Annotated in this window: 19 protein-coding genes; 8 read left to right on the top strand and 11 right to left on the bottom strand. The window is 70.1% G+C overall.

What is annotated here, in order from left to right; all coding sequences use genetic code 11:
• Positions 1–69 precede the first annotated feature (69 nt).
• The 3 genes from D456_RS0100315 to D456_RS0100325 all read left to right on the top strand — a co-directional run bounded on the left by D456_RS0100315 (position 70) and on the right by D456_RS0100325 (position 3579).
• Positions 70–1431 (top strand): nucleotide sugar dehydrogenase, encoded by a 1362-nt coding sequence (locus D456_RS0100315; protein ID WP_017574151.1) that lies wholly within the window; start codon positions 70–72, stop codon positions 1429–1431.
• 272 nt (positions 1432–1703) lie between these two features.
• On the top strand, positions 1704–2873 hold the full coding sequence (locus D456_RS0100320; RefSeq protein WP_017574152.1) for a glycosyltransferase: 1170 nt from the start codon (positions 1704–1706) through the stop codon (positions 2871–2873).
• A 100-nt stretch (positions 2874–2973) separates the two neighbouring features.
• Positions 2974–3579 carry a malonic semialdehyde reductase gene (locus D456_RS0100325; RefSeq protein WP_017574153.1) on the top strand — a complete coding sequence of 202 codons (606 nt, stop codon included), beginning with the start codon at positions 2974–2976 and terminating at the stop codon, positions 3577–3579.
• Positions 3580–3718: 139 nt separating this feature from the next.
• Here the strand turns inward: D456_RS0100325 and D456_RS0100330 are convergent, their stop codons facing one another.
• From D456_RS0100330 to D456_RS0100365, 8 genes are all read right to left on the bottom strand, one after another.
• Positions 3719–4585 carry a glycosyltransferase family 2 protein gene (locus tag D456_RS0100330; RefSeq protein ID WP_017574154.1) on the bottom strand — a complete coding sequence of 289 codons (867 nt, stop codon included), beginning with the start codon at positions 4583–4585 and terminating at the stop codon, positions 3719–3721.
• A 341-nt stretch (positions 4586–4926) separates the two neighbouring features.
• Complete coding sequence (locus D456_RS0100335; protein WP_017574155.1) at positions 4927–5697, bottom strand: CDP-alcohol phosphatidyltransferase family protein; 771 nt, start codon at positions 5695–5697, stop codon at positions 4927–4929.
• The gene (locus D456_RS0100340; RefSeq protein WP_017574156.1) at positions 5675–6724 is read right to left on the bottom strand and encodes an iron-containing alcohol dehydrogenase family protein; all 1050 of its coding nucleotides are present in this window, start codon (positions 6722–6724) and stop codon (positions 5675–5677) included. Before D456_RS0100340 ends, D456_RS0100335 begins: the two co-directional genes overlap by 23 nt.
• Positions 6725–6729: 5 nt before the next feature.
• Positions 6730–7461 (bottom strand): phosphocholine cytidylyltransferase family protein, encoded by a 732-nt coding sequence (locus D456_RS0100345; RefSeq protein ID WP_017574157.1) that lies wholly within the window; start codon positions 7459–7461, stop codon positions 6730–6732.
• A 16-nt stretch (positions 7462–7477) separates the two neighbouring features.
• Entirely contained in the window at positions 7478–8122 is a 645-nt protein-coding gene (locus D456_RS0100350; protein WP_017574158.1) for a DUF5941 domain-containing protein, read from the bottom strand.
• Complete coding sequence (locus D456_RS0100355) at positions 8119–8925, bottom strand: hypothetical protein (protein ID WP_040698397.1); 807 nt, start codon at positions 8923–8925, stop codon at positions 8119–8121. Before D456_RS0100355 ends, D456_RS0100350 begins: the two co-directional genes overlap by 4 nt.
• 195 nt (positions 8926–9120) lie before the next feature.
• On the bottom strand, positions 9121–10032 hold the full coding sequence (locus D456_RS0100360) for an ABC transporter ATP-binding protein (protein WP_017574160.1): 912 nt from the start codon (positions 10030–10032) through the stop codon (positions 9121–9123).
• Positions 10032–10877 carry an ABC transporter permease gene (locus D456_RS0100365; RefSeq protein WP_017574161.1) on the bottom strand — a complete coding sequence of 282 codons (846 nt, stop codon included), beginning with the start codon at positions 10875–10877 and terminating at the stop codon, positions 10032–10034. The genes D456_RS0100360 and D456_RS0100365 overlap by 1 nt, the downstream gene beginning before the upstream one ends.
• Positions 10878–11284: 407 nt before the next feature.
• Here D456_RS0100365 and D456_RS0100370 point away from each other — a divergent pair, with 407 nt between their 5' ends.
• Both D456_RS0100370 and D456_RS23400 read left to right on the top strand, forming a co-directional pair.
• Complete coding sequence (locus D456_RS0100370) at positions 11285–12037, top strand: IspD/TarI family cytidylyltransferase (protein WP_017574162.1); 753 nt, start codon at positions 11285–11287, stop codon at positions 12035–12037.
• On the top strand, positions 12037–12798 hold the full coding sequence (locus D456_RS23400; RefSeq protein ID WP_017574163.1) for a glycerophosphodiester phosphodiesterase: 762 nt from the start codon (positions 12037–12039) through the stop codon (positions 12796–12798). The genes D456_RS0100370 and D456_RS23400 overlap by 1 nt, the downstream gene beginning before the upstream one ends.
• Before the next feature lie 77 nt (positions 12799–12875).
• Here D456_RS23400 and D456_RS0100380 read toward each other — a convergent pair whose 3' ends face one another.
• Together D456_RS0100380 and D456_RS0100385 are read right to left on the bottom strand one after the other, a co-directional pair.
• A complete protein-coding gene (locus tag D456_RS0100380) occupies positions 12876–13940 on the bottom strand; it encodes a DUF4429 domain-containing protein (protein ID WP_017574164.1) in 1065 nt (354 codons plus the stop codon).
• Positions 13941–14050: 110 nt separating this feature from the next.
• Complete coding sequence (locus tag D456_RS0100385) at positions 14051–15046, bottom strand: glycosyltransferase family 2 protein (RefSeq protein WP_017574165.1); 996 nt, start codon at positions 15044–15046, stop codon at positions 14051–14053.
• A 274-nt stretch (positions 15047–15320) separates the two neighbouring features.
• Between D456_RS0100385 and D456_RS0100390 the strand changes: the two genes are divergently transcribed.
• From D456_RS0100390 to D456_RS0100400, 3 genes are all read left to right on the top strand, one after another.
• Complete coding sequence (locus tag D456_RS0100390) at positions 15321–16835, top strand: LCP family protein (protein WP_017574166.1); 1515 nt, start codon at positions 15321–15323, stop codon at positions 16833–16835.
• Between the two features lie 11 nt (positions 16836–16846).
• Complete coding sequence (locus D456_RS0100395; RefSeq protein WP_017574167.1) at positions 16847–17506, top strand: hypothetical protein; 660 nt, start codon at positions 16847–16849, stop codon at positions 17504–17506.
• 233 nt (positions 17507–17739) lie between these two features.
• On the top strand, positions 17740–19071 hold the full coding sequence (locus D456_RS0100400) for a UDP-glucose dehydrogenase family protein (RefSeq protein ID WP_017574168.1): 1332 nt from the start codon (positions 17740–17742) through the stop codon (positions 19069–19071).
• Positions 19072–19138: 67 nt separating this feature from the next.
• On the opposite strand, the gene D456_RS0100405 is transcribed toward D456_RS0100400, so the two are convergent.
• Positions 19139–20680, bottom strand: coding sequence for an MFS transporter (locus tag D456_RS0100405; RefSeq protein WP_017574169.1), 1542 nt, complete (start codon positions 20678–20680; stop codon positions 19139–19141).
• Positions 20681–20726: the final 46 nt, after the last annotated feature.

Consider the following 20726-nt stretch of genomic DNA (forward strand, 5'->3'; position numbering starts at 1 on the left):
CCGGCGCCGACAAAGCAGACCTCGCCGACGTACGCCCGTTCTCGAAACGAATGCGAGTGTGACAGCGAAGTGGATGCCACATCCTCCAACCCAGCAACCGTCGACCGGCCCGGGCCACCGGCGAGCGACCTCGTCGTCCTGGGTCTGGGCTACGTAGGACTGCCCCTGGCAGCGGAGGCAGCCGCCGCGGGTCTGCGCGTCGTGGGACTGGACGTCAGCACCTCGGTCGTGGAAAGCCTCAACCAGGGCATCTCGCACATCGACGACCTGTCCCCGGACGACATCTCCATGATGCTCGACCAGGGGTTCGCCGCCACCGACGACCCGGCCTGCCTGGCCTCGGCACGCACCATCGTCATCTGTGTTCCCACGCCGCTGTCGCCCGAGGGCGGCCCGGACCTGAGCGCGGTGACCTCCGCGGCCAGGTCCATCGCCGGGAACCTGACCCCGGGCACGCTGGTGATCCTGGAATCGACGACCTATCCCGGTACGACCGACGAGGTCGTGCGCCCGATCCTCGAGGAGTCCGGCCTGGTCGCCGGCGCCGACTTCCACCTGGCGTTCTCGCCCGAGCGCATCGACCCGGGCAACACGGCCTTCGGCGTGGCCAACACCCCGAAGGTCGTCGGCGGCCTCACCGATGTCTGCGGTGAGCGCGCCGCGCACTTCTACAGCTCCTTCGTCCACACCGTGGTCCGCGCCCGCGGTACGCGCGAGGCGGAGATGGCCAAACTGCTGGAGAACACCTACCGGCACGTGAACATCGCCCTGGTCAACGAGATGGCCGTGTTCTGCCAGGAGCTCGGGATCGACCTGTGGGACTCCATCTCGGCCGCGGCCACCAAGCCGTTCGGCTTCCAGGCCTTCTATCCGGGACCGGGTGTGGGCGGGCACTGCATCCCCATCGATCCGAACTACCTGTCCTACAAGGTCAAGACGCTGGGGTACCCGTTCCGGTTCGTGGAGCTGGCGCAGGAGATCAACGGGCGCATGCCCGCCTACGTCACCCAGCGCTCCCAGGAGCTGCTCAACGAGAGCGGACTGGCCCTGTCACGCTCCAGAGTCCTGGTCCTGGGCGTGACCTACAAGGCCGACATCGCCGACCAGCGTGAGTCCCCGGCCCGCCCGGTGGCGCGCAGGCTCGCCGCCAAGGGCGCCACTCTGACCTACCACGACCCGCACGTGGAGTCGTGGACGGTCGACGGCGTGGAGATCCCCAGGTCCACCGACCTGGACCAGGCCCTGGCCGACGCCGACCTGACCGTGCTGCTCACCGACCACGCCGACTACGAGCCCAAGCGGCTGGCCGAGTACGCCCGGCTGCTGCTGGACACCCGCGGGGTGCTGCGCCGTACCCCGCCCGAGACCGAGGCCGAGGTGCCCGCACAAGGGCGCCGGCACGTCGACCGCGAGGGGATGCAGGTGCTCTGAGAGCCGATTCCCGGGGGCCCGTGCAGGCCCCCGCACCACCGGCGGCACGTCGGGGACGGTTCGTGTCCCCCGGCGTGCCGTTCGCCGTTCACCTGCCTCTGCACGAGGGTTCACCGAATACCCCCCTCGTGTCCATCAGGCTTTTCTCGCCACGTTTCCGCAGGTGAATACCGTGTCGAAAAGCAGGTCGCGCCGCCGGAGAGCAGATCATCGGTTGAGGCGGCCCTTCTCCGAGCGACACAGGCTACAGGCGACACAGGTAGGTGATCTCCATGCACGTGCTCGTGGCCACGGTCGTGCACCATCCCGAGGACGCTCGCATCCTGCACCGCCAGATCCGGGCACTGCTCGACGCGGGACACACGGTCACCTACGTGGCCCCCTTCCGCGAGTGCGGGGTCGTCCCCTGGAACGGGTTGCAGGCCGTCGACGTGCCCCGAGCCTCCGGACGCGACCGTATGGCGTCCCTGCGGGCGGCGCGTGCGATCCTGGCCGAACACGCGCCGCACGCGGATCTGCTGCTGTTCCACGACCCCGAACTCATGCTGGCCCTTCCGGAGAACCGGCCGCTGACCGTGTGGGACGTGCACGAGGACACCGCGTCGGCCCTGCTGACCAAACCCTGGGTACCCGAACCGCTGCGCAAGCCCCTGGGCGGGCTCATGCGACTCTTCGAGCGCCGGGCCGAACGGAACATGCGCCTGCTGCTGGCCGAGGAGGGATACCGCTCCCGGTTCCGTTTCGACCACCCGGTGGTGCCCAACACGACCGAGGTACCCGAACGTCCGGCACGCGAGCCCGGCGACGACCGGGTCGTCTACCTGGGACACGTATCGGTGGCCCGGGGGGCCCACGAGCTGGTCGACCTGGGCCGGCTCCTCCAGCCCCACGGGATCCGGCTGGAGGTCATCGGCGGCGCGGACCCGGGCGTGCGCCCCCTGTTGCGGGAGGCCGCGCAGGAAGGCGCCCTGCACTGGTACGGCTACGTGCCCAACGACCGTGCGTTGCGCATGTGCGCGGGCGCCATGGCGGGGGTGAGCCTGCTGCACGACGAACCCAACTACCGCCACTCGATGCCTACCAAGATCGTGGAGTACATGGCACACGGTCTGCCGGTGGTCACGACCGCGGGCCCGGTGGCCACGGCCCTGGTCCACGAACGCCCCGAGGGGCCGGCCGGTACGGTCGTGCCCTTCGGCGACGCCTTCGCCGCCGCCCAGGCGGTCCTGCGGCTGCGCCGTGACCCGCAGCTGCGTGCCGAGTACGCACGCACCGGGCACGCCGTCGCCCGGACTTCTTTCCACTGGCCGGTACAGGCTCGTACCTTCGTCGAACGGCTGGAGAGCTGGGTGGACGAGGCGGCCGGGCCGACGGTGCGGGTACCGCGCCAACGCCGGAGGAGTCGGCGTGCGCCGACGGGCCCGGCCCTGGCGAGTGAATGAGACCACACTTGGTGTAGGAAATATCTTCTTAGGCAACTAGGTTGGTGGCCGTGACAGGACCGGGCCCGCACCCGGCACCCACGATCACCGAGGTTTCCCCATGAGCGACGCACTGATCCTCGACAAGAGCGCCCAGGACCTGCTGTTCCGTGACGCCCGTACGGCCAACACCTTCACCGACGAGCCGGTGACCGAGGAGCAGGTACGCGCGATCTACGACCTGGTCAAGTACGGCCCCACCTCCATGAACAACCAGCCGCTGCGTGTGACGGCCGTGCGTTCGGCCGAGGCAAGGGAGCGCCTGGTACAGCACATGGCCGGAAACAACGGTCCCAAGACCGCCACTGCGCCGCTGACCCTGATCCTGACGGCCGACAGCTCCTTCCACGAGCTCTTCCCGAAGACCTTCCCCATCGCCCCGGACGCTCGTGAGACGTTCGCCGGCATGCCCACCGAGGCGCGTGAGAAGGCCGCCTTCGAGAACGCGATGCTGCAGGTCGCCTACCTCATCATGGGCGTGCGCGCCGCGGGTCTGGCCGCCGGCCCGATGACCGGCTTCGACATCGACGGTGTCCGCAAGGAGTTCTTCGGCGAGGGCTCCACCATCCAGCCGCTCGTGGTCATGAACATCGGCAAGCCCGGCCCCGACGCCTGGTTCGACCGCCAGCCGCGCCTGGAGTACGACGAGGTCGTCACCGAGGTCTGATCGGCCGCGGACGACACGTGCCGGGGCCGTACCCCGACGGTTCCCGGCGTTCCTGCTCCGGCAGGACACACACGAAGGAGGGGCCGCACACCCGAGGTGTGCGGCCCCTTCGTCGCTCGAGGTCCCTGCGGTGCAGGGATCAGATGACCGGGGGGCGCCCCGCCCGCGTCATCCGCCACACGGTGCTCCAGCCGATCGGTGTGCGCGGACCGGCGTCCTCACGCCAACCCTCCCGGAAGCCCTGGAACCAGGCCCGCAACGCGTCGCCGTCGCGCTCGCGCAACAGTGTCAGCCCGACCCAGGTGCCCAGGTACGGCAGCACCAGCGCCCACGGCAGGTTCCTGCGCGCCAGCCACACCCGGTTGCGGGCGTTGAGCCGGTAGAAGTCGGCGTGCCGCGTGGGTGCGACCGCCGGGTGGTACATGACCGCGTCGGCGTCGTACTCGATCGTGTAGCCGGCGTCCATGATGCGCCAGGCCAGGTCGGTCTCCTCATGGGCGTAGAAGAAGTCGCCCGGGAGCCCGCCCCCGGCCTCGAAGGCCGAACGCCGGATCGCGCACGCCCCGCCCAGGAACGTGGTCACCACGCTGGACTCGCGCGGGTCGCCCACACGCAGCCGGGGCACGTGGCGGCGCTGGTCGGGGCCACCGTCGGGGTCGGCGATGCGGAACGAGATCGCGCCCAGCGACGGGTCGGAGCCGAACCGCTCCCGCACATGGCGGGCCAGGTCGGTGGAGCGGTACCAGCCGTCGTCGTCCAGGAACAGCACGACGTCGCCCTCGGCGGCGCGCACACCCTCGTTGCGCCCGGCGGGGATACCGACGTTCTCGGGCAGCTGGACGATCCGGACGCCCTCGGGCAGCTCCGGCAGTTCGGCGCCGTTGCTGACCACGACGACCTCGACGTCGGCGCCCTCCTGCTCGAACACGCTGGTGATCGCGCGGCGCAGCTCGGCCGGACGGGTCCCCATCGTGAGCAGGACACAGGACAACGTGGGTGCGGACACCTCGGAGCGGCTCCGTTCAGCTGCGGTGGGCCGGAGGTCCACCGCATCGGACGTACCGGAACCCGATACGGGAGGGGCGGAAGCGGTGGACCGTGTGCCCTCCGCCTGGGGCGTACCGGAACCAGATGCGGGCGGAATGACAGGAGTAGCCATGTGTTCGACCGATCAGTGGACGACGTGCGACGGGCAGGTGGAGTACCAGCAACGGTCGCAGAAACAGACTAACGAAGGCCTAAAGGAATCGCGGATCCGGGCCAACGAAAACCTAAAGTGGAAGTGTAAGGGGCCGCGGACGGGGTATCGTCCACGGCCCCCTGTGCGACGGAAACGTCACATCCGTGTTATTCGAGCCGGCGTGAGGCCACCACGCTCACGAAGTGGGCCGCGCTCATCAGCACACCCACGAACGCGCAGACCGCGACGAGGACCCTGGTTGCGGTGAGGTCGCCCAGGAAGGCGTCCACGACCGCGACCACGACCACGAGCAGGGAGAGCTCGACCGCCTGGATCACGCGGTGCACCTTCAGCGCCGAGACCAGGCGCCGGGCCAGACTCAGGCCGGACGACCGCGGACTCATCGCGGCGTCGGTGATCTCCTCGGGCAGCCCCGCCTTGGCGCGGGCCACCACCACGTTGTCGGTCTCGGCCTTGATCAGGGCCACACCGAGAGCGGCCGCCATCCCCAGGACGACCCAGCCGCCCGCCTCGAACTCACCCTGGGCACGGATGCCCAGGCCGATGAGCAGGGCGATCTCGGACACGTAGTGCCCGATGCGGTCCAGGTAGATCCCGGCGACGCTGGTGCGTCCGGTGTACCGGGCGACCTCGCCGTCCGAGCAGTCCAGGAGCAAGTAGATCTGGACCATCACGGCGGCCAGGACCGCGGACCACAGTCCGCCGAAGGCCACGACCGCACCGGCCAGGACCCCGAAGGCCATCATCAGGTAGGTGATGGGGTTCGGGGGGACGCCGAGCCGGACGAACACGGTGCTCACGTACGGGGAGAGGTCCCGCATGTAGAGCCGTCCGGCCCAGTGTTCCTCGTTGGTTCGCTCCTTGATCCCCACGGGCTGGCCGCCCGCGCGGACCTCAGCGACCGACGGTTTCGACATACTCAGCGACACTCCGCCCGATCTCGTCCTCGGAGAGGTTCAGGTGTTCCAGGATCGTGAACCGGCCGGGACGGGTGTCCGGCGCGAGGGCCACCGCCTTGACGAACTCCTCCTGGGACAGGCCCACGTCCGAGGGGACCACGGGCAGCTCGTGGCGGAGCAGGCAGTCGCGGATCTCGTGCATGCGCGGTTCGGACCAGCCCAGCCGGGTCACCCGCAGGAAGGACGCGTACAGCGTCCCCAGGCCGGCGAGCTCGCCGTGGTTGCTGGTGCCCGGGTAGAGCTGCGTGACCGCGTGCAGGATCTCGTGGCAGGCACCGCTGGCGGGCCGGCTCGAGCCGGCCACCGACATCGCCATGCCGGAGAGCACCAGACCTTCGGCGAGCACGGTCAGGAACGCGTCGGACTCCACCGAGTCGGGGCGGTGCAGGATCGCCTCGGACGCGACACGGGCGAAGGTCACCGCCATCCCGTCGACCGGTTCACCGTTGACGCGCCCGGCCAGTTCCCAGTCCTCGATCGCGGAGATGTTGCTGACCACGTCGCCGATACCGGAACGCACCAAGTGGGTGGGGGCCGCCTGGACGTAGTCGACGTCGATGACCAGGGCGATGGGCATGGTGACGCCGATCGACGGTTTGCCGCCCTCGTGCTCCAGGGAGCTCACCGGGGAGGCGATGCCGTCGTGGGCCAGGTTGGTGGCCACGGCCACCATCGGGATGCCCGCCATGGTCGCGGCGAACTTGGTCACGTCGATGGTCTTGCCGCCGCCGATACCCGCCACGGCCTCGTAGGCGCCCGAGCGCAGCTTCTTGCCGAGGTCGGTGGCGGCGTCCACAGTGCCTTCACTGACCTGGAAGACCTCGCACTGGGGCAGGTCGACGTCGCGTTCGATACGTTCACCCTGGCCGGGGCCGACCACGAGGGCGATACGGCCCTCGGTGGCGATGCGGCGGTCGGCCAGGACGTCGCCGAGCCGGGCGATGGCCCCCCGGCGCACGTCGATGGCCAGGGGGGACTGCAGCATTCGGGCTAGTAGCGGCACGCGATCTCCCTCGCCTCGGCCAGGTCGTCGTGGTCGTCGACCTCGACCCAGTCGACGTCGCCGATGGGCGCGATGGCGAGTTTCTCGCCGCGGTCGACGAGTTCCTGGTACCCGTCCTCGTAGTACAGCTGCGGGTCGCGCTCCCAGGTCGCCTTGAGCGCGTCGGCCAGGCGGGCGTCCGAAGAGCCCTCGATGAGGGTGGCGCCGATGTACTCGCCGGCGGCGGTACCCGGGTCCATGAGTTTGGTGATGTTCTCCAGGTGCCCGGAACCGTCCAGGGTCACCTTCATCTCCTCGTCGCCGAGCTTCTTGACGTTGTCGACCGCCAGGAGGAGCTCGGGGCCGCGGGCGGCCAACAGCGTCTCCTCGATGCTCACCGGGTGCACGGTGTCGCCGTTGACGAGGAGGACACCCTCGGAGAAGAACTCACGCGCGGTCCACAAGGAGTAGGCGTTGTTCCACTCCTCGGCCTTGTCGTTGTAGCTGAGGGTGATCTTGACGCCGTGGCGCTCCTCGAGGGCCTCCTTGCGTTCCTCGACGGCCTGCGCGGCGTATCCGACCACCACGACCACATCGGTCAGACCGGCGGCTGCCAGGTTGCGCAGCGAGATGTCCATGATGGTCGTCTCACCGTCGACGGGCACCAAGGCCTTGGGCAGGGTGTCGGTGTAAGGACGCAGCCGGCGTCCCGCGCCCGCGGCGAGAACCATTCCGAGCATGAGGGCGTGTTCCTCCTTAGGTTGAGGAGGCGTCCACGCCTCCTCGGTCGTTGTGGCCGTCACGAACGTCGGTCACCGGTGTCGCGCTCCAGGTGCGCACGGACTCGCGGACGAGCAGTGCCACCAGGTACGCGGCGAGCAAGCCGTAGGCGGCCGTGAGCGACTCCAGTGCTCCCCCAGCGGCGACGACGAGCATGCGCCCGTCCCAGCCGAGGGCAGCGGCACGTACCCATCCGGGTCGGACCATACCGACCGCGGGCCGGGCTGCGTCATCGCGATGGTGGAGGACGACCGCCACCAAGAGTACGAACACCAAGGGACCGGGTACACCGGACGCCAGTCCCAGAACCGCCAGGAATCCGTACTCGCTGAGGCGTAGAACGGGTGGAACGAGCCAGTCGAACCGTCCGTCGTGGGGGTGGCCCGAAGTAAGGCCGGACAGTAGCAGGGATGCGACCGGTGCGCACAGGGTAATGCCTGTCAACCGTCCCTGGTCTGCCAGGAGGAGGACACTGACCACGAGGGCCCCCGTGAGCACGGTGAGCAGAGGCGGGAAGGCACCCGGGACGAGCCTGCCCAGGAGGTTGCCGATGTGACTGTCATCACGAAGGAACCGAAGGTCCGGCCTGCGCGGGTCGGTCTCACGCACGGCCGCACTCACCGCCGCTCCACCTGCTCCCAGGCACCGACGAGTTCGCTCGTGACGGCGAGGGCGCACCCGATGACAAGGGTGACGAAGGCGACCCGGGGGTCCCACACGACGGTGGTGACCCCGATGACGAGGAAACGCACCGGCTGGGTGAAGGACAGCCAGCGGCGGGCGAGGTCGGGCAGGGGCACCACCGTGGCGGCCGGCCCGCGCCCGGCGGCCTCCTCCTGCCGCGCGTCCCGGGCCACACGCGTGCGGCCGGCCCGTTCGCCGCCGCCCCCGAGCAGACGGCCGGTGAGTTCGGGGTCGCCTTCGCCGGGCCGGCACGGGACAGGGACCCCGGCCGCGCCGAGAAGCCCCTCAGAAAGCTGCTGCCCGGCTCCCGCGCCCCGAACCGTACCCCGCCCCCGCGGCAGGGCCGGCGGGGCCGTGCGGGCCACCAGGAGCGAGTCGCGCAGTGCCAGGGCGATGAGGGCGCCGGCCGCCCACGCCCAGGCCCCGTTGACCCCGGCGGCGACCGCGCCCAGGGCCAGCCCCGTGTAGACGACGTACTCACGCAGTTGGCCGAGCATGGTCACGAGCCACAGGGTCAGGGAGTCGCGGTCGTTGGCGCTCATGGCCCCGCCGACCGCGTCACAGCCCAGCACCAGCACGAGCAGGACCGCGCCGGCCAGTGCCCCCTCGCCCTCCTCCTGAGCGAACCAGACGGCCGCGCCGAGCGCGACCAGCACACTGATCCGCGCCATGCCGGCCCGGGTGACGTCCCGGCGCTCGAGGACGCGTGCGACCGCCCGTGCGGGTGAAGCGTGTGCCATGTCCGTACCCTCCCAGATGCACCGAGGGACACGGTTGCTCACGCTGCGTGACCATTCAACGCCGACACGCGAACGGAGAAGGGTAACCCCTGGTCAGAGGGTGTTTCGGACGACCCGTGAGCCAGAAGAGCGCACCACCGGAACCCCGGGGTGCGCTCACTGGAAGCGGGCTCGCCGCATACTTCGGAGGGGAAGCTACTGGCCGCCGCCGGAGGGGTCGTCCTTCTTCCGGCCCGGCTCCCCGCCGTCCTCGGGTTTCTTCCCGTCCTCGGTCTTCTGCTCGGCACGCTTCTTCTTGGCCTCGTCGCGCTTCTTGCGCTCCTCGACCTCGGCCTTGGTGTCCTTGTTGTAGGCCGCCAGCGCGGAATCGATGTCGGTGTCCAGGGCCAGGCTGCCGTTGCGGATGTAGAGACCGCGGTTGCAGAACCGGCGCAGGTCCTTCTCGCTGTGGGACACCAGGACCATCGTGCGCTCGTTGGCGAGCATGCGGTCGATGGCCGCGTAGCACTTGAGCTTGAAGGCCTTGTCACCGACGGCCAGGACCTCGTCCACGAGCATGATCGGGTGCTCGAGCTGCGAGATGAGCGCGAAACCCAGGCGCACCTTCATGCCGCTGGAGTAGTGGCGCACCGGGGTGTCGATGAACTTCGACTTGATCTCGGCGAAGTCGACGATGTCGTCGAAGCGCTCGTCGATCTGCTTCTCGCTCATCCCGTGCAGGGAACCGACGAGGTACACGTTCTCGCGGCCGGTCAGGTTGTCGTTGAAACCTGCCCGCAGCTCCAGCAGCGGAGCGACCTTGCCGTGCACGCTGACATTGCCCTCGTCGGGGATCAACACACCGGCGATCATCTTGAGCAGCGTGGACTTGCCGGTGCCGTTCTTACCGACGATGCCCACGCAGTCGCCCTTGCCGATCTCGAAGGAGACGTCGCGCAACGGCCAGAACTCGTCACCCTCGGCATTGGGGTCGCGCTTGTTGCCGTGGATGAACATCTCGCGCAGGCTGCGCTTGCGCCGACGGTTGACGGCGAACTTGACACCGAGGCCCTTGGCCTCGATGACAGGGCCAGCGCCATCCGTTTCGTAGGTGGAGGGCTGTGCCATCACAACTCCTTCAGGACGGACATCTCCAGACGGCGGAACGTCCAGTATCCGATGACGAGCATCAGGAACGAACCCACCACCGACGACCACAACGCGATCGCGGTCGGGGTCAATTCCGCGAAGTCAGCGAACCACACGGCCCGGTGCATCTCGAAGATACCCAGCAACGGGTTGAGCTGATAGACGGTCTTGAGCCACCCGGGAATGCCCGCCTGCAGCACCATGACCGCCGGGTACAGGATCGCCGATCCGTAGAACAACAAGCGTGTGATGATGCGCACCATACGTTCGACGTCCCGGAACATGACGTTGACCGAGGACAGGAACAGGGTCATCCCCAGGCCGAACGCGAACTGCAGCAGGACCGCGGCCGGCAACCAGACCAGCAGCCCCATCACACTGAAGGAACCTCCCAGAACCACCACGAAGACCAGCAGTACCGGCAGGGTGAGCAGGTACTCGATGAACTTGGTCCCCACGGTGGCCATCGGGAAGATCTCCCGCGGCACCTTCATCGTCGTGATGAGTTTGCCGTGGGTGATCATCGCACGGGGCGCCTCGCTGAGCATCGACCCGAACGAGTTCCACGGCAGGATCCCCGCGACCAGGAAGAGCAGGAACCCGCCCTGGGCCATGGCTTCCTCCGGCATCCCGCGGGTGGCCTGGAGGATCATTCCGAAGACGAAGAAGTAGACCATCGTCAGAGCCAACGGCTCCAACATGGTCCACGCGTACCCCAATACGGACTGCTGGTACTTGACCTTCAGGTCGCGCCGGACCAGGAGGCCGACGACCTTCCGGTGCTCCCAGACGGCCAGCGCCCTTGACGCCACCGCCACCTCCAAGGGTTGAGTTCTCTTCGCCCGGAACGCGATGCGCCGGACGGCCGCGTGCATGTGTCTTGCCTTGCGCGCACCAGGCCTCTGCACGCGGTCCGACCCACGGCAACGGCTTCCGGCACGGGGGAGAGTGTGTCCGGGTGACCGGGGGAGTGTCACGGACCGCGCCCGGCTCCACGACCGAATCAGAGGAGGTCTGGACCGAGCACGCCATATCAGGCGTCCATCAGGGTACCGCCGTGGAGGACGGGCCTCGTCCAACACCTGGCTCCCAACGTATCGCCGCGCCGGCGCCGGCGCTCCTTCCGAAGCACCTGACCGCAGGCCCCTGCCACCGTCACTGTGGTCTGCCCGGCGCGTTGGGCTAGTCTCGGCCGCGACCGTGAACTTCGTCGACGAGGGGGTGGGCCGCCATGACCGAACGGCCCAAGGTGATCGCGGCCGTCCTGGCCGGCGGGGTGGGGGCCCGGATGTCGTCGCCCTCCCCCAAACAGCTGCTCCCGCTGGACGGCAGGCCGATCATCGAGCACTCCGTGGCAGCCTTCGAAGCCTGCCCGGACGTCGACGAGATCATCGTGCTCATGGTGGACACACACGTGGGCCGGGTCGAGGACCTGGTCTCCGGGGCCGGGTTCACCAAGGTCTCCCGCGTGCTGCCGGGCGGCGCCACCCGCACCGAGACCTCGAACGCTGCGCTGGAGGCGATGTCCGGAGCCCCTGACGGCGACCTCGCGCTCCTGCACGACGCGGCCCGCCCCCTGGTGCGGCCGGCCACGATCTCGGCGTGTGTCGAGGCTCTGGGAGAGGCGGGAGCCGTGGGTGTGGCCGTCCCCGCCGGCGACACCGTGGTCCGTGTCGTGCCCGGAGGAACCGGCGGCGAGGCCGTCGCGGACGTACCCCTGCGCTCCGAACTCCGCCGTATGCAGACCCCTCAGGGCTTCCGGCTCGGGGTGGTCCGCCGCGCCTACGGCCTGGCGATGGCCGACCCCGGACTGGTCGCCACCGACGACTGCGGCGTGGTACTGCGCTACCTGCCCGACGAGGAGGTACGGATCGTTCCCGGGGACGAGTCCAACATCAAGGTCACCAACCCCGGTGACGTGGAGATCGCGGAGACTCTGCTGTCCCGCGCACGCACCCGCTCGGCAGCGGCGGGGACCGTGTGATGGGCGGCGTCTTCGAACCCACCGAGGTCATCGGCCACCGTGGTCTGGGCCGCGGCCTGGTGGAAGGCCACAGGGAGAACACCCCGGGCTCCTACGCGGCCGCCGCCGAAGCGGGGGCGGACTGGGTGGAGATCGACGTGCGCCGCACCGCCGACGACACCCTGGTGCTGTACCACGACGCCGCTCTGGCCGACGGGCGCGCAATCATCGACCTGAGCGCCGCGGAGTGCGCCGAGGCGGGTCTGGCGGACCTGTCCGAGGGGCTGGAAGCCCTCCCCGAGGGTGTGGGCCTGGACGTGGACGTCAAGACGGTCATGGAGGACGCCGTGGACGCGCCGTCCCGGCGTACGGTGTCGCTGCTCCTGCCCCGCCTGCGCCGCGAGGCCCAGCGCCGCCGGGTGTTCGTGTGCTCCTTCGACCCGGGCCTGTTGTTGGCGGTTCGGGAGGGCGCCCCCGAGGTGCCGACCGCCTGGATGCCGTACGTACGCAACCCGGCCGACACCGCGATCCCCGGCGCGGTGGGCCTGGGCTGCCCGGTCGTGGCGGTCGACGCCCGGGCGCTCGGCCTGGGGGGTGAGGAGCCCCGACCGGGCCGCCGCACCCTGGAGCACACGGTCGGGACCGCGCACCGGGCCGGGCTGGAACTCGTGTCGTGGTGTCCGGGCCCCGAGGACGCCGCGCGGTACGCCGCAGCGGGCGTGGACGCGGTCGTGGTCGACGACGTGCCCGGTGCCCTGGCGGCGCTGCGCGGACGGGACTGAGGCGGCCGGGGCCTGCCCCGGCACCGGGGTAGGCCCCGGCGGGCGCCGGTAGCAGGGCCCGTCCCGCTGTGCGCGGCTCAGATGCGGCGCAGGAGCTCGGCCTTCTTCGCGCTGAACTCCTCCTCGGACAGCAGGCCCTTGTCCCGGAGTCCGCCGAGGCGCTCGATCTGGGCGTAGACCCAATCGGTGTCGTGCCCGGTGCCGTCCGTGTGGGCCCGTTCCCCCGCAGGCTCCCGTTCCCCTTTCTCCTTTTTCTCCTTCCCTCCCGCGCGTCCGGGGCGGTTGAGGGCCGAGCGCGGACCGACCAGCGCCTCGACCGTGTTCTGGGCGGCCTCGCGCCACCAGTTCGGGTCCTTGAGCCCCGCCCGGTCGCGGGGGTCGGTGTCCGGGGCCCCGTCCGGGCCCGTGCGGGCGCGTGAGGCCGCACCGCGGGCCCACAGGTGAGCCATGATGGTGGCTGCCATGAGAAAGATCCGGTACGGGCCCTCGTCGTCCTCGTTCGCGCGCAGGATGTTGGGGTCGTTCTTGGGTTGGGCCGCGGCCCCCGCGGCGCTCCTGGCGGTGACCACCCGCAGGAAGGTCCATCCCCAGTCGTCCACCGGGACGGTCTCGACACCGGTGATCTCGGAGAACGTGTACTCGCGGCGCTGTTTCCTGCGTTTGTACGAGCTCGCGCCCGACCCGGACCACAGCAGGCGCAGACCGTCGGAGTCCAGTACGGCCGATCCCTCGGACGTGCTGATGTGCAGGGGCAGGTCGGGGGTCAGGCGTGCGGGCAGGTACGGGTCCTGTGGCCCCTGGGCCTGCTCGGCGGCGAAGCGCACCTGGTCGGCGAGGTACTCGGCGACCAGTTCGGTGCGGGCCGGTCCGGTGAGGCGGAAGGGTTGGAGTTTGGGGTCGAGTTGGGATCCCACGGCCAGGTAAGGGTCGGTGCGCTCCCGGAGGCGCAGGGAGAGTACCCAGCCCTTCTTCCGTCCGGCCTTGGGCTCGAACTCGACCGCTTCCACCGCCGCCACTGGGACGGTCAGGGACCCCAACTGTTTGAGCAGCGGGCTCCTGAACCAGCCCTTGGTCTCGTACCGGATCCCGAGCGCCTCGCCGTCGAAGTTCCAGACGGCCTCGTTCCCGTGCAGGTCGTCCATTCCCACCCTTTCCGTGCTTCACCCTCTGCTTAACAGAACAACGGGCGTAGTGGCAGGGCACGGGGGCGAAAGTCCGGTTCCGGCCTGAGCCGGGCCGCCGACGGCCCGGCTCAGGCCCGGGCGGCCCTTGCGGTGCGCGAGTCCGCTCCCAGGCTCGGCGGGCTCGTGATGAAGCCGACACCCCACGACATGTGCATGGTGGCCAACGCCAGCGGGATCATCGGCCGGGAAGCGGCCGGGAGCCCCCGGCCCAGCGGCAGGGTCGCCGCGGTGACCAGGGCTGCGTAGGCGGCGGGGACCAGCCACAACGGCCACCACAGGAACCCGCCGACCAGACCTGCCAGGTTGCCGGCCACGGCCACCGGAGGGGCCAGGTAACGCATGTTGATGGTGCCCTTGTGCTGGCGGGCGACCACGCGCCGCCAGCGCCCGTAGTGGAAGTACTGCTTGGCGAGCAGACGCACGGTGCGGCGGGGACGGTACGTCACGCGCATGCGCGGCTGGAACCAGACCGTGCCGCCGGTCTGCCGGATGCGGTGGTTCATCTCCCAGTCCTGGGCACGGAGGAACGCCTCGTCGTAACCCTCCACACGTTCCAGGGCCGACCGTCGGAACACACCCAGGTAGACGGTGTCGGCGGGCCCGCCCTCGCCCCCGGTGTGGAAGCGGGCGTTGCCGACCCCGATCCTGGAGGTCATCGCGGCCGCCACGGCCTTTTCCCAGGGGGTGACGCCCTCGGCCGCCATGATCCCGCCGACGTTGTCCGCGCCGGTCTCCTCCAGGGTCTCCACGGCCACCCTCAGGTAGTCGGAGGGCATCATCGCGTGCCCGTCGATGCGGGCCACGATCTCGTGGGAGGAGGCGCCGATGGCTGCGTTGAGCGCGGAGGGGGTCTTGCCGGAGGGGTTCTCCACGACCGTGATGCGCGGGTCGGCGTCGGCGAGACCGTCGGCGACCTCGCGGGTGCGGTCCTGCGAGGGCCCGACCGCGAGTGCGATCTCCAGCTCGCCGGGGTAGTCCTGTTCCAGGACGTGCTCCACCGCCGTGGCGAGGTGGTGCTCTTCGTTGAGAACGGGCATGACGACGGAGACGGAAGGCCAGGACACAGGTATTTCCCAGGATCAAGACGTGTCGGGACGCCCCAACGGTACTGCACGCACGAAGTCGGACAGCACGGGACGGAGAGGTGCCGGAAGTACCCTGCGGTCCCCGCGGAACACGCCGCACGCGGAATCCGGCGCCCACCGAACCGTCACGCGCTGGTGTACGTCCTACCAAAGGGAGTACAACACGCCGAGCGTTGACATCCCGCGCCTTTCGGCGGATCGGGTGACAACCTTGGGAGAAGCACACCGTTGACTGGGTTGGGACGGGAAGTCGATGAGCGACGACAACGCCGGACACCAGGGATCGGCGGGCGAGTTCCGGCGCGAGCGGTCACAACCCCTGCCCCCGCACGAGCGGCGTTCCCCCCGTAGCGGGCGTCTTGTCGTCCCCTCGGCCGCCGTGCGCCGCCGCCGCACCACGCTCGTGCTCATGAGCGCTCTGTCGGTACTGGTGCTGCTGGCCTCCGGTATCTCCTGGGGAGCCACCGCATGGGTCTCGGGCAACATCAACCGCTCCGACGTGTTCGGCGGCCTCGCCGAGGGCGAGCGGCCCGAGAACGAGACGGGTGCGCTGACGTTCATGGTCATCGGTTCCGACGGCCGCGAGGGGATGAGCAGCGAGGACCAGGACGCCCTCAGCGTGGGTTCCACCCCCGGCGAGCGTTCCGACGCGATCATGCTCGTGCACCTCAACCACGAACGCGACCGCGTCACCGTCGTGGGTGTGCCCCGCGACCTGTGGGTGGACATCCCCGGCGAGGGCGAGGACAAGATCAACGCCGCATACGCCCACGGCGGACCGCAGAAGTCCGTGCAGACCATGGAGGAGTTGACGGGGGTGCGCATCGACCACTACGTCGAGGTGGACTTCACCGGGTTCGTGGACGTGGTCGACGCCCTCGGCGGGGTGGAGGTGTGCCTGGAGGAGTCGATCGAGGACCCCAAGGCCCAGCTCGACCTCGCGGCCGGGACCCATGAGGTGGACGGCGCCGAAGCGTTGGCCTTCGCACGCACACGCGCCACCCCCCGCGGCGACCTGGACCGGATCGAGCGCCAGCAGCAGGTGGTCGCGGCGATGATGGACCGGGCGTTGCGCACCGACACCCTCTCCGACCCGACCAAGCTCACCTCGTTCCTGGAGAGTTCCCTGTCGTCCCTGACCGTGGACCAGAGCCTGGACACCGCCGCCCTCAACGAGCTGGGCCACCAGATGCGCGGCCTGGACCTGTCCGCCGTGGACTTCGCACAGGTGCCCATCGCCGACATGGAGCACTGGACCGACCGCGGTGACGTCGCGGTGCTGTGGGACGAGCCGGCCGCCCGCGACCTGTTCGCCGACATCCGGGCCGACCGCCCCATCGACGGCGGGGAGGAAGCCGAGGCAGAAGGGGGCGACGGCCCGGGCCCGTCGGACGTGCCGGTACGGGTCTTCAACGGGACCGCGAGCCCCGGGGCCGGCTCCGAGCTGGACGACCAGCTGTCCGAGGCCGGGTTCGAGCTGACCGACCGGGCCGAGAACTGGACCAGCCGGGACCTGGCCGGCACCCAGGTGCGCCACGGCCCCGGGATGGCCGAGGAGGCCGCCTACGTGTCCGGGATGATCCCCGATTCTGAAGCCGTCGAGGACGACACCCTGGACGGCGAAGTCCAGGTCGTGATCGGATTCGACTACACCACTTTCGACGCCCCGGGGACCGAGGCCGAGGAGGGGTCGGAGGGGTCCCCTTCCGGGTCGCCGGACGCCGGCTCCCCCGCCACCTCGACCGCCGAGGACAACATCTGCTCGTAGGAAGGTTTCCCGTGCTCCGCCATCTGGCCGGCTTCTTCATCGGCGCCGCTCTGGCCCCGTTCCTGTGGGCCGCGCTCTCCTGGTCGGCCGGGAACCTGCCGGAGTTGTTCGAGGGACAGGTCTCCCTCACCACGGTCTCCGCGGCCGTCCTCTCGGGGGTGGTCGGCGCAGTCGGCGCCGGGCTGGTCGCCACACGTGTCTCCCCGTTGATCGCGGCCACCGGCGGCCTGCTGCTGACCGCGGTCGCCCTGTGGCCGGCGGTGGCGCCGCAGACGATGGGGACGGCGCTGAGCTGGCTCAACTCGGAGAGTTTCCTGTACCCGTCCGGTCCCGGCCTGACGGTCGCCCTGCCGCTGGGGGTCCTGCTGTTCGGGTCGGCGCTGACGCCCGTGCGTTGGCGCGCTCCTCACGGGGGCTCCGCCCGGACGGGCCGGGACGGCTACCGTGCGGCCCCGTCGGAGGAGACGGTCCCCGACGGGCACGGCCCGTCCGGGGACACACTCCCCGATCCGTCGCGGCCCCTTCCGTACGACCCGCCGGCCGGCAGCGGCCTGGCCGGCGACCCCGAAAAGACCACGACCCCGTTCCGGCGTGGCGAGGACGGCGCTTCCTGGGCCCCGTTGGATGATGACCCGGGACAGAACAGGACCTACGGTGACAACCGGCCTTGAGGCCCTCCGGTGGGCCACTGCCCCGCACCCGCCGGTAATCTGAGCGACTGACTGTTCACGCCGTGTTCGGTCACATGCCGTTCTGCGGCGCACAAGGCGAGCCCTTGCCCTGGTGGGGTCACTCGATCACCCCAGCTGAATGTCCGTTCCACACCTTTCGCATGGGTGTTGGACCGGCCGAACGGGCACAAGAAGCACACGAGCGGGACAGTAAGGAAGAAGGGACACCACCAGTGGTCGAAGCAGAACGTATGCGTGTCTCGGTCATCGGGACCGGATACCTCGGCGCAACCACCGCTGCGTGCCTTGCCGAGATGGGTTTCGACGTCCTCGGCGTCGACGTCGACGAGGCCAAGGTGGAGATGCTGCGCCGAGGCCGCGTCCCCTTCTTCGAACCCGGCCTGGACGAGCTGCTCACCGAGAACCTGCCGACCGGCCGGCTGCGTTTCACCACCTCCTTCGCCGAGGTGGCCGAGTTCGCCGACCTGCACCTCATCTGTGTGGGCACCCCGCAGCTCGACGACTCCGGGGCCGCGGACCTGAGTTACGTCAACTCCGCGGTCGACCGGCTCGCCCCGCACCTGCACCGCCCGACCGTGGTCGTGGGCCGCTCCACCGTCCCGGTGGGCACCGCCGCGACCCTGGCCGCCCGTATGGCCGCGCTCGCACCGGTCGGGGCCGAGGCCGAGCTCGGCTGGAGCCCGGAGTTCCTGCGTGAGAGCTTCGGAGTCAAGGACACGCTGCAACCCAACCGCATCGTCATCGGTACCGACTCCCCACGGGTGGAGAAGGCCGTGCGGGCCCTGTGGCAGCAGCAGATCGACGAGGGCGTGCCCTTCCTCGTGACCGACATGCAGACCGCCGAGCTGGTCAAGGTCTCGGCCAACGCGTTCCTGGCCACGAAGATCTCCTTCATCAACGCCATGGCGGAGGTCTCCGAGGCCGCCGGCGCCGACGTCATGAAACTGGCCGAGGCGCTCTCCCACGACGACCGCATCGGCGGCAAGTTCCTGGGTCCGGGTCTGGGTTTCGGCGGCGGGTGCCTGCCCAAGGACATCCGTGCGTTCATGGCGCGGGCCGACGAGCTGGGTGTGGAGCCTGCGCTGTCCTTCCTGCGCGAGGTCGACGCGATCAACCAGCGCCGCCGTGCGCGCACCATCGACATCGCCCGCCAGCTCATCGGCGGCAACTTCGCCGGGCGCACCGTCACGGTGCTGGGGGCGGCGTTCAAGCCCAACTCCGACGACATCCGCGACTCGCCCGCGCTGGACGTGGCCTCCACCATCGCATCGCTGGGCGCGCACGTGACCGTCTACGACCCGCAGGCGATGGACCGGGCACGTGAGGAGCACCCGCAGCTCAACTACGCGCCCAGCATGATGGAGGCCGCCGAGGGCGCCGACGTGGTGCTGCTGCTCACCGAGTGGACGGAGTTCCGGGAGGCCAACCCCGAGAAGCTGGGCGAGGTGGTCACCCAGCGCAAGATCGTGGACGGCCGCAACGCCCTCGACCCCACGTACTGGCGGTCCTCCGGTTGGATCTACCGGGCGCTGGGCCGCCAGTAACCACGGACCGCCGGCCAGGGGCGGGCTCCAGCGGCCTCCGCGGTCGGAGCCCGTCCTCCGTGTGTCCTCACACGGGGGGCGGCCCGGCCACAGCCGGTTCCCGGCCCGTTCCCGCGTGGATTCGGCGCAGTGACGCGGCGGCGACGAGGGCGACCAACAGCAGGGTGCCGGCGCCGGTCGCCGCGGCGGCGGACATGCCCGAGGTGTAGGCGTCGAAGGCGGTGGCCAGCAGGGAAGCGGCCTCCTCGGGCGGCAGGTGCGCGGCCGTGGACGAGGCTCCGGCGACGTTCTCGGTGGCGGCCCGGCCCGCTCCGGGTACGGCGCCGGCCATGGTGTCCCGGTAGACGGAGGCCGCGACGGTCCCCAGTGTGGCGATGCCCAGGGCCCCGCCCAGCTCGGTGCTGGTCTCGGAGACCCCTGCCGCGGCGCCGGCGCGCTCGGGGGGAGCGGTGGCCAGGATCAGGGTGTTGGCGAGGGTGGCCACGAGCCCGATGCCCAGGGTCAGGACGGTGTAGCCGCCGATGAAGACCGCGATGTGGGTGTCGGTACCGACCGCGGCCACACTCCCGAAACCGGCCGCTCCCACCGACAGTCCCCCCGGCATGAGGACCGCGGGGCGTATCCGTGCGGCGAGGATCCCCGCGAGGGTGGCCCCGGTGACGGTCCCGAACACGGTGGGCAGCGTGTACAGAGCAGCGGAGAGCGGGCTCGCCCCGTGCACGACCTGCAAGAACGTGAAGGTGAGCAGGCCGAGCCCGGAGGCGGCGAAGGACACCGCGGTGTTGCCGAGGACCGAGGCGCTGAAGGCCGGCCTGGTGAACAGCGAGAGGTCCACGAGCGGGTTCCGGGCACGGCGCTGGCGCAGGAGGAACAGGGTCAGGGCCGCGGCACCGACCGCGAGTGCCACCGCGCCGGCCCCGTCCGGGCCGTGTTCGACGAAACGCTTGGCCGCCTGCACCAGGGCGATGACGGCCACGAGGGAGGCCACAGCACCGGTCAGGTCGAAGGCGTCCCGGCCGGCGCTCCGGTACTCCGGCAGCAGGAAAGGGCCCGCTGCCAGGAGCAGGGCCATGACCGGCAGGTTGATGAGGAAGACCGAGCCCCACCAGAAGAACTCCAGGAGGGCTCCGCCGATGACGGGCCCGACGACCGCGCCGCCCGCGAAGGCGGCGGTCCACATACCTACGGCGGTGCGGCGCCGGCCCGGGTCGGTGAACATCACTCGGAGCAGGGAGAGCGTGGACGGCGCCAGGGTCGCGGCGCCGGCGCCGAGCAGGACACGGCCGGCGATGAAGAGCTGCGGGGTGGGCACCGCCGCGAGCAGGGCCGAAGCGGCACCGAAGGCGAGGGCGCCCGCGAGGAGCAGGCGTCGGCGGCCGATCCGGTCGCCGAGCGCGCCCATGGGGATGAGCAGTCCTGCGAGGACGAAGCCGTAGACGTCCATCATCCACAGCCATTGGGTGGCGGTCGGGTCGAGGTCCTCGACGACGACGGGTGCGGCGACGAAGAGGACCGAGATGTCCATGGAGACGAGCAGGGCCGGCAGGAGCAGGAGCAGAGCACCGAGCCGACTACGGGGACCGGTGCGTTCCCGGTGAGGCGTGTCCATGGATTCGATCGTACGTACGTCAAAATCAGCGGTCAATATGTACGTA

This window comes from Nocardiopsis kunsanensis DSM 44524, from assembly GCF_000340965.1.
Lineage (GTDB): Bacteria > Actinomycetota > Actinomycetes > Streptosporangiales > Streptosporangiaceae > Nocardiopsis > Nocardiopsis kunsanensis.

Coding starts and splice junctions, on each gene's coding strand:
- D456_RS0100340 (WP_017574156.1), bottom strand. CDS start 6,724: ATGCTGCAGTCCCCCCTGGCCATCGACGTGCGCCGGGGGGCCATCGCC.
- D456_RS0100355 (WP_040698397.1), bottom strand. CDS start 8,925: ATGGCACACGCTTCACCCGCACGGGCGGTCGCACGCGTCCTCGAGCGC.
- D456_RS0100320 (WP_017574152.1), top strand. CDS start 1,704: ATGCACGTGCTCGTGGCCACGGTCGTGCACCATCCCGAGGACGCTCGC.
- D456_RS23400 (WP_017574163.1), top strand. CDS start 12,037: ATGGGCGGCGTCTTCGAACCCACCGAGGTCATCGGCCACCGTGGTCTG.
- D456_RS0100325 (WP_017574153.1), top strand. CDS start 2,974: ATGAGCGACGCACTGATCCTCGACAAGAGCGCCCAGGACCTGCTGTTC.
- D456_RS0100390 (WP_017574166.1), top strand. CDS start 15,321: ATGAGCGACGACAACGCCGGACACCAGGGATCGGCGGGCGAGTTCCGG.
- D456_RS0100370 (WP_017574162.1), top strand. CDS start 11,285: ATGACCGAACGGCCCAAGGTGATCGCGGCCGTCCTGGCCGGCGGGGTG.
- D456_RS0100345 (WP_017574157.1), bottom strand. CDS start 7,461: ATGCTCGGAATGGTTCTCGCCGCGGGCGCGGGACGCCGGCTGCGTCCT.
- D456_RS0100335 (WP_017574155.1), bottom strand. CDS start 5,697: ATGTCGAAACCGTCGGTCGCTGAGGTCCGCGCGGGCGGCCAGCCCGTG.
- D456_RS0100360 (WP_017574160.1), bottom strand. CDS start 10,032: ATGGCACAGCCCTCCACCTACGAAACGGATGGCGCTGGCCCTGTCATC.
- D456_RS0100405 (WP_017574169.1), bottom strand. CDS start 20,680: ATGGACACGCCTCACCGGGAACGCACCGGTCCCCGTAGTCGGCTCGGT.
- D456_RS0100380 (WP_017574164.1), bottom strand. CDS start 13,940: ATGGACGACCTGCACGGGAACGAGGCCGTCTGGAACTTCGACGGCGAG.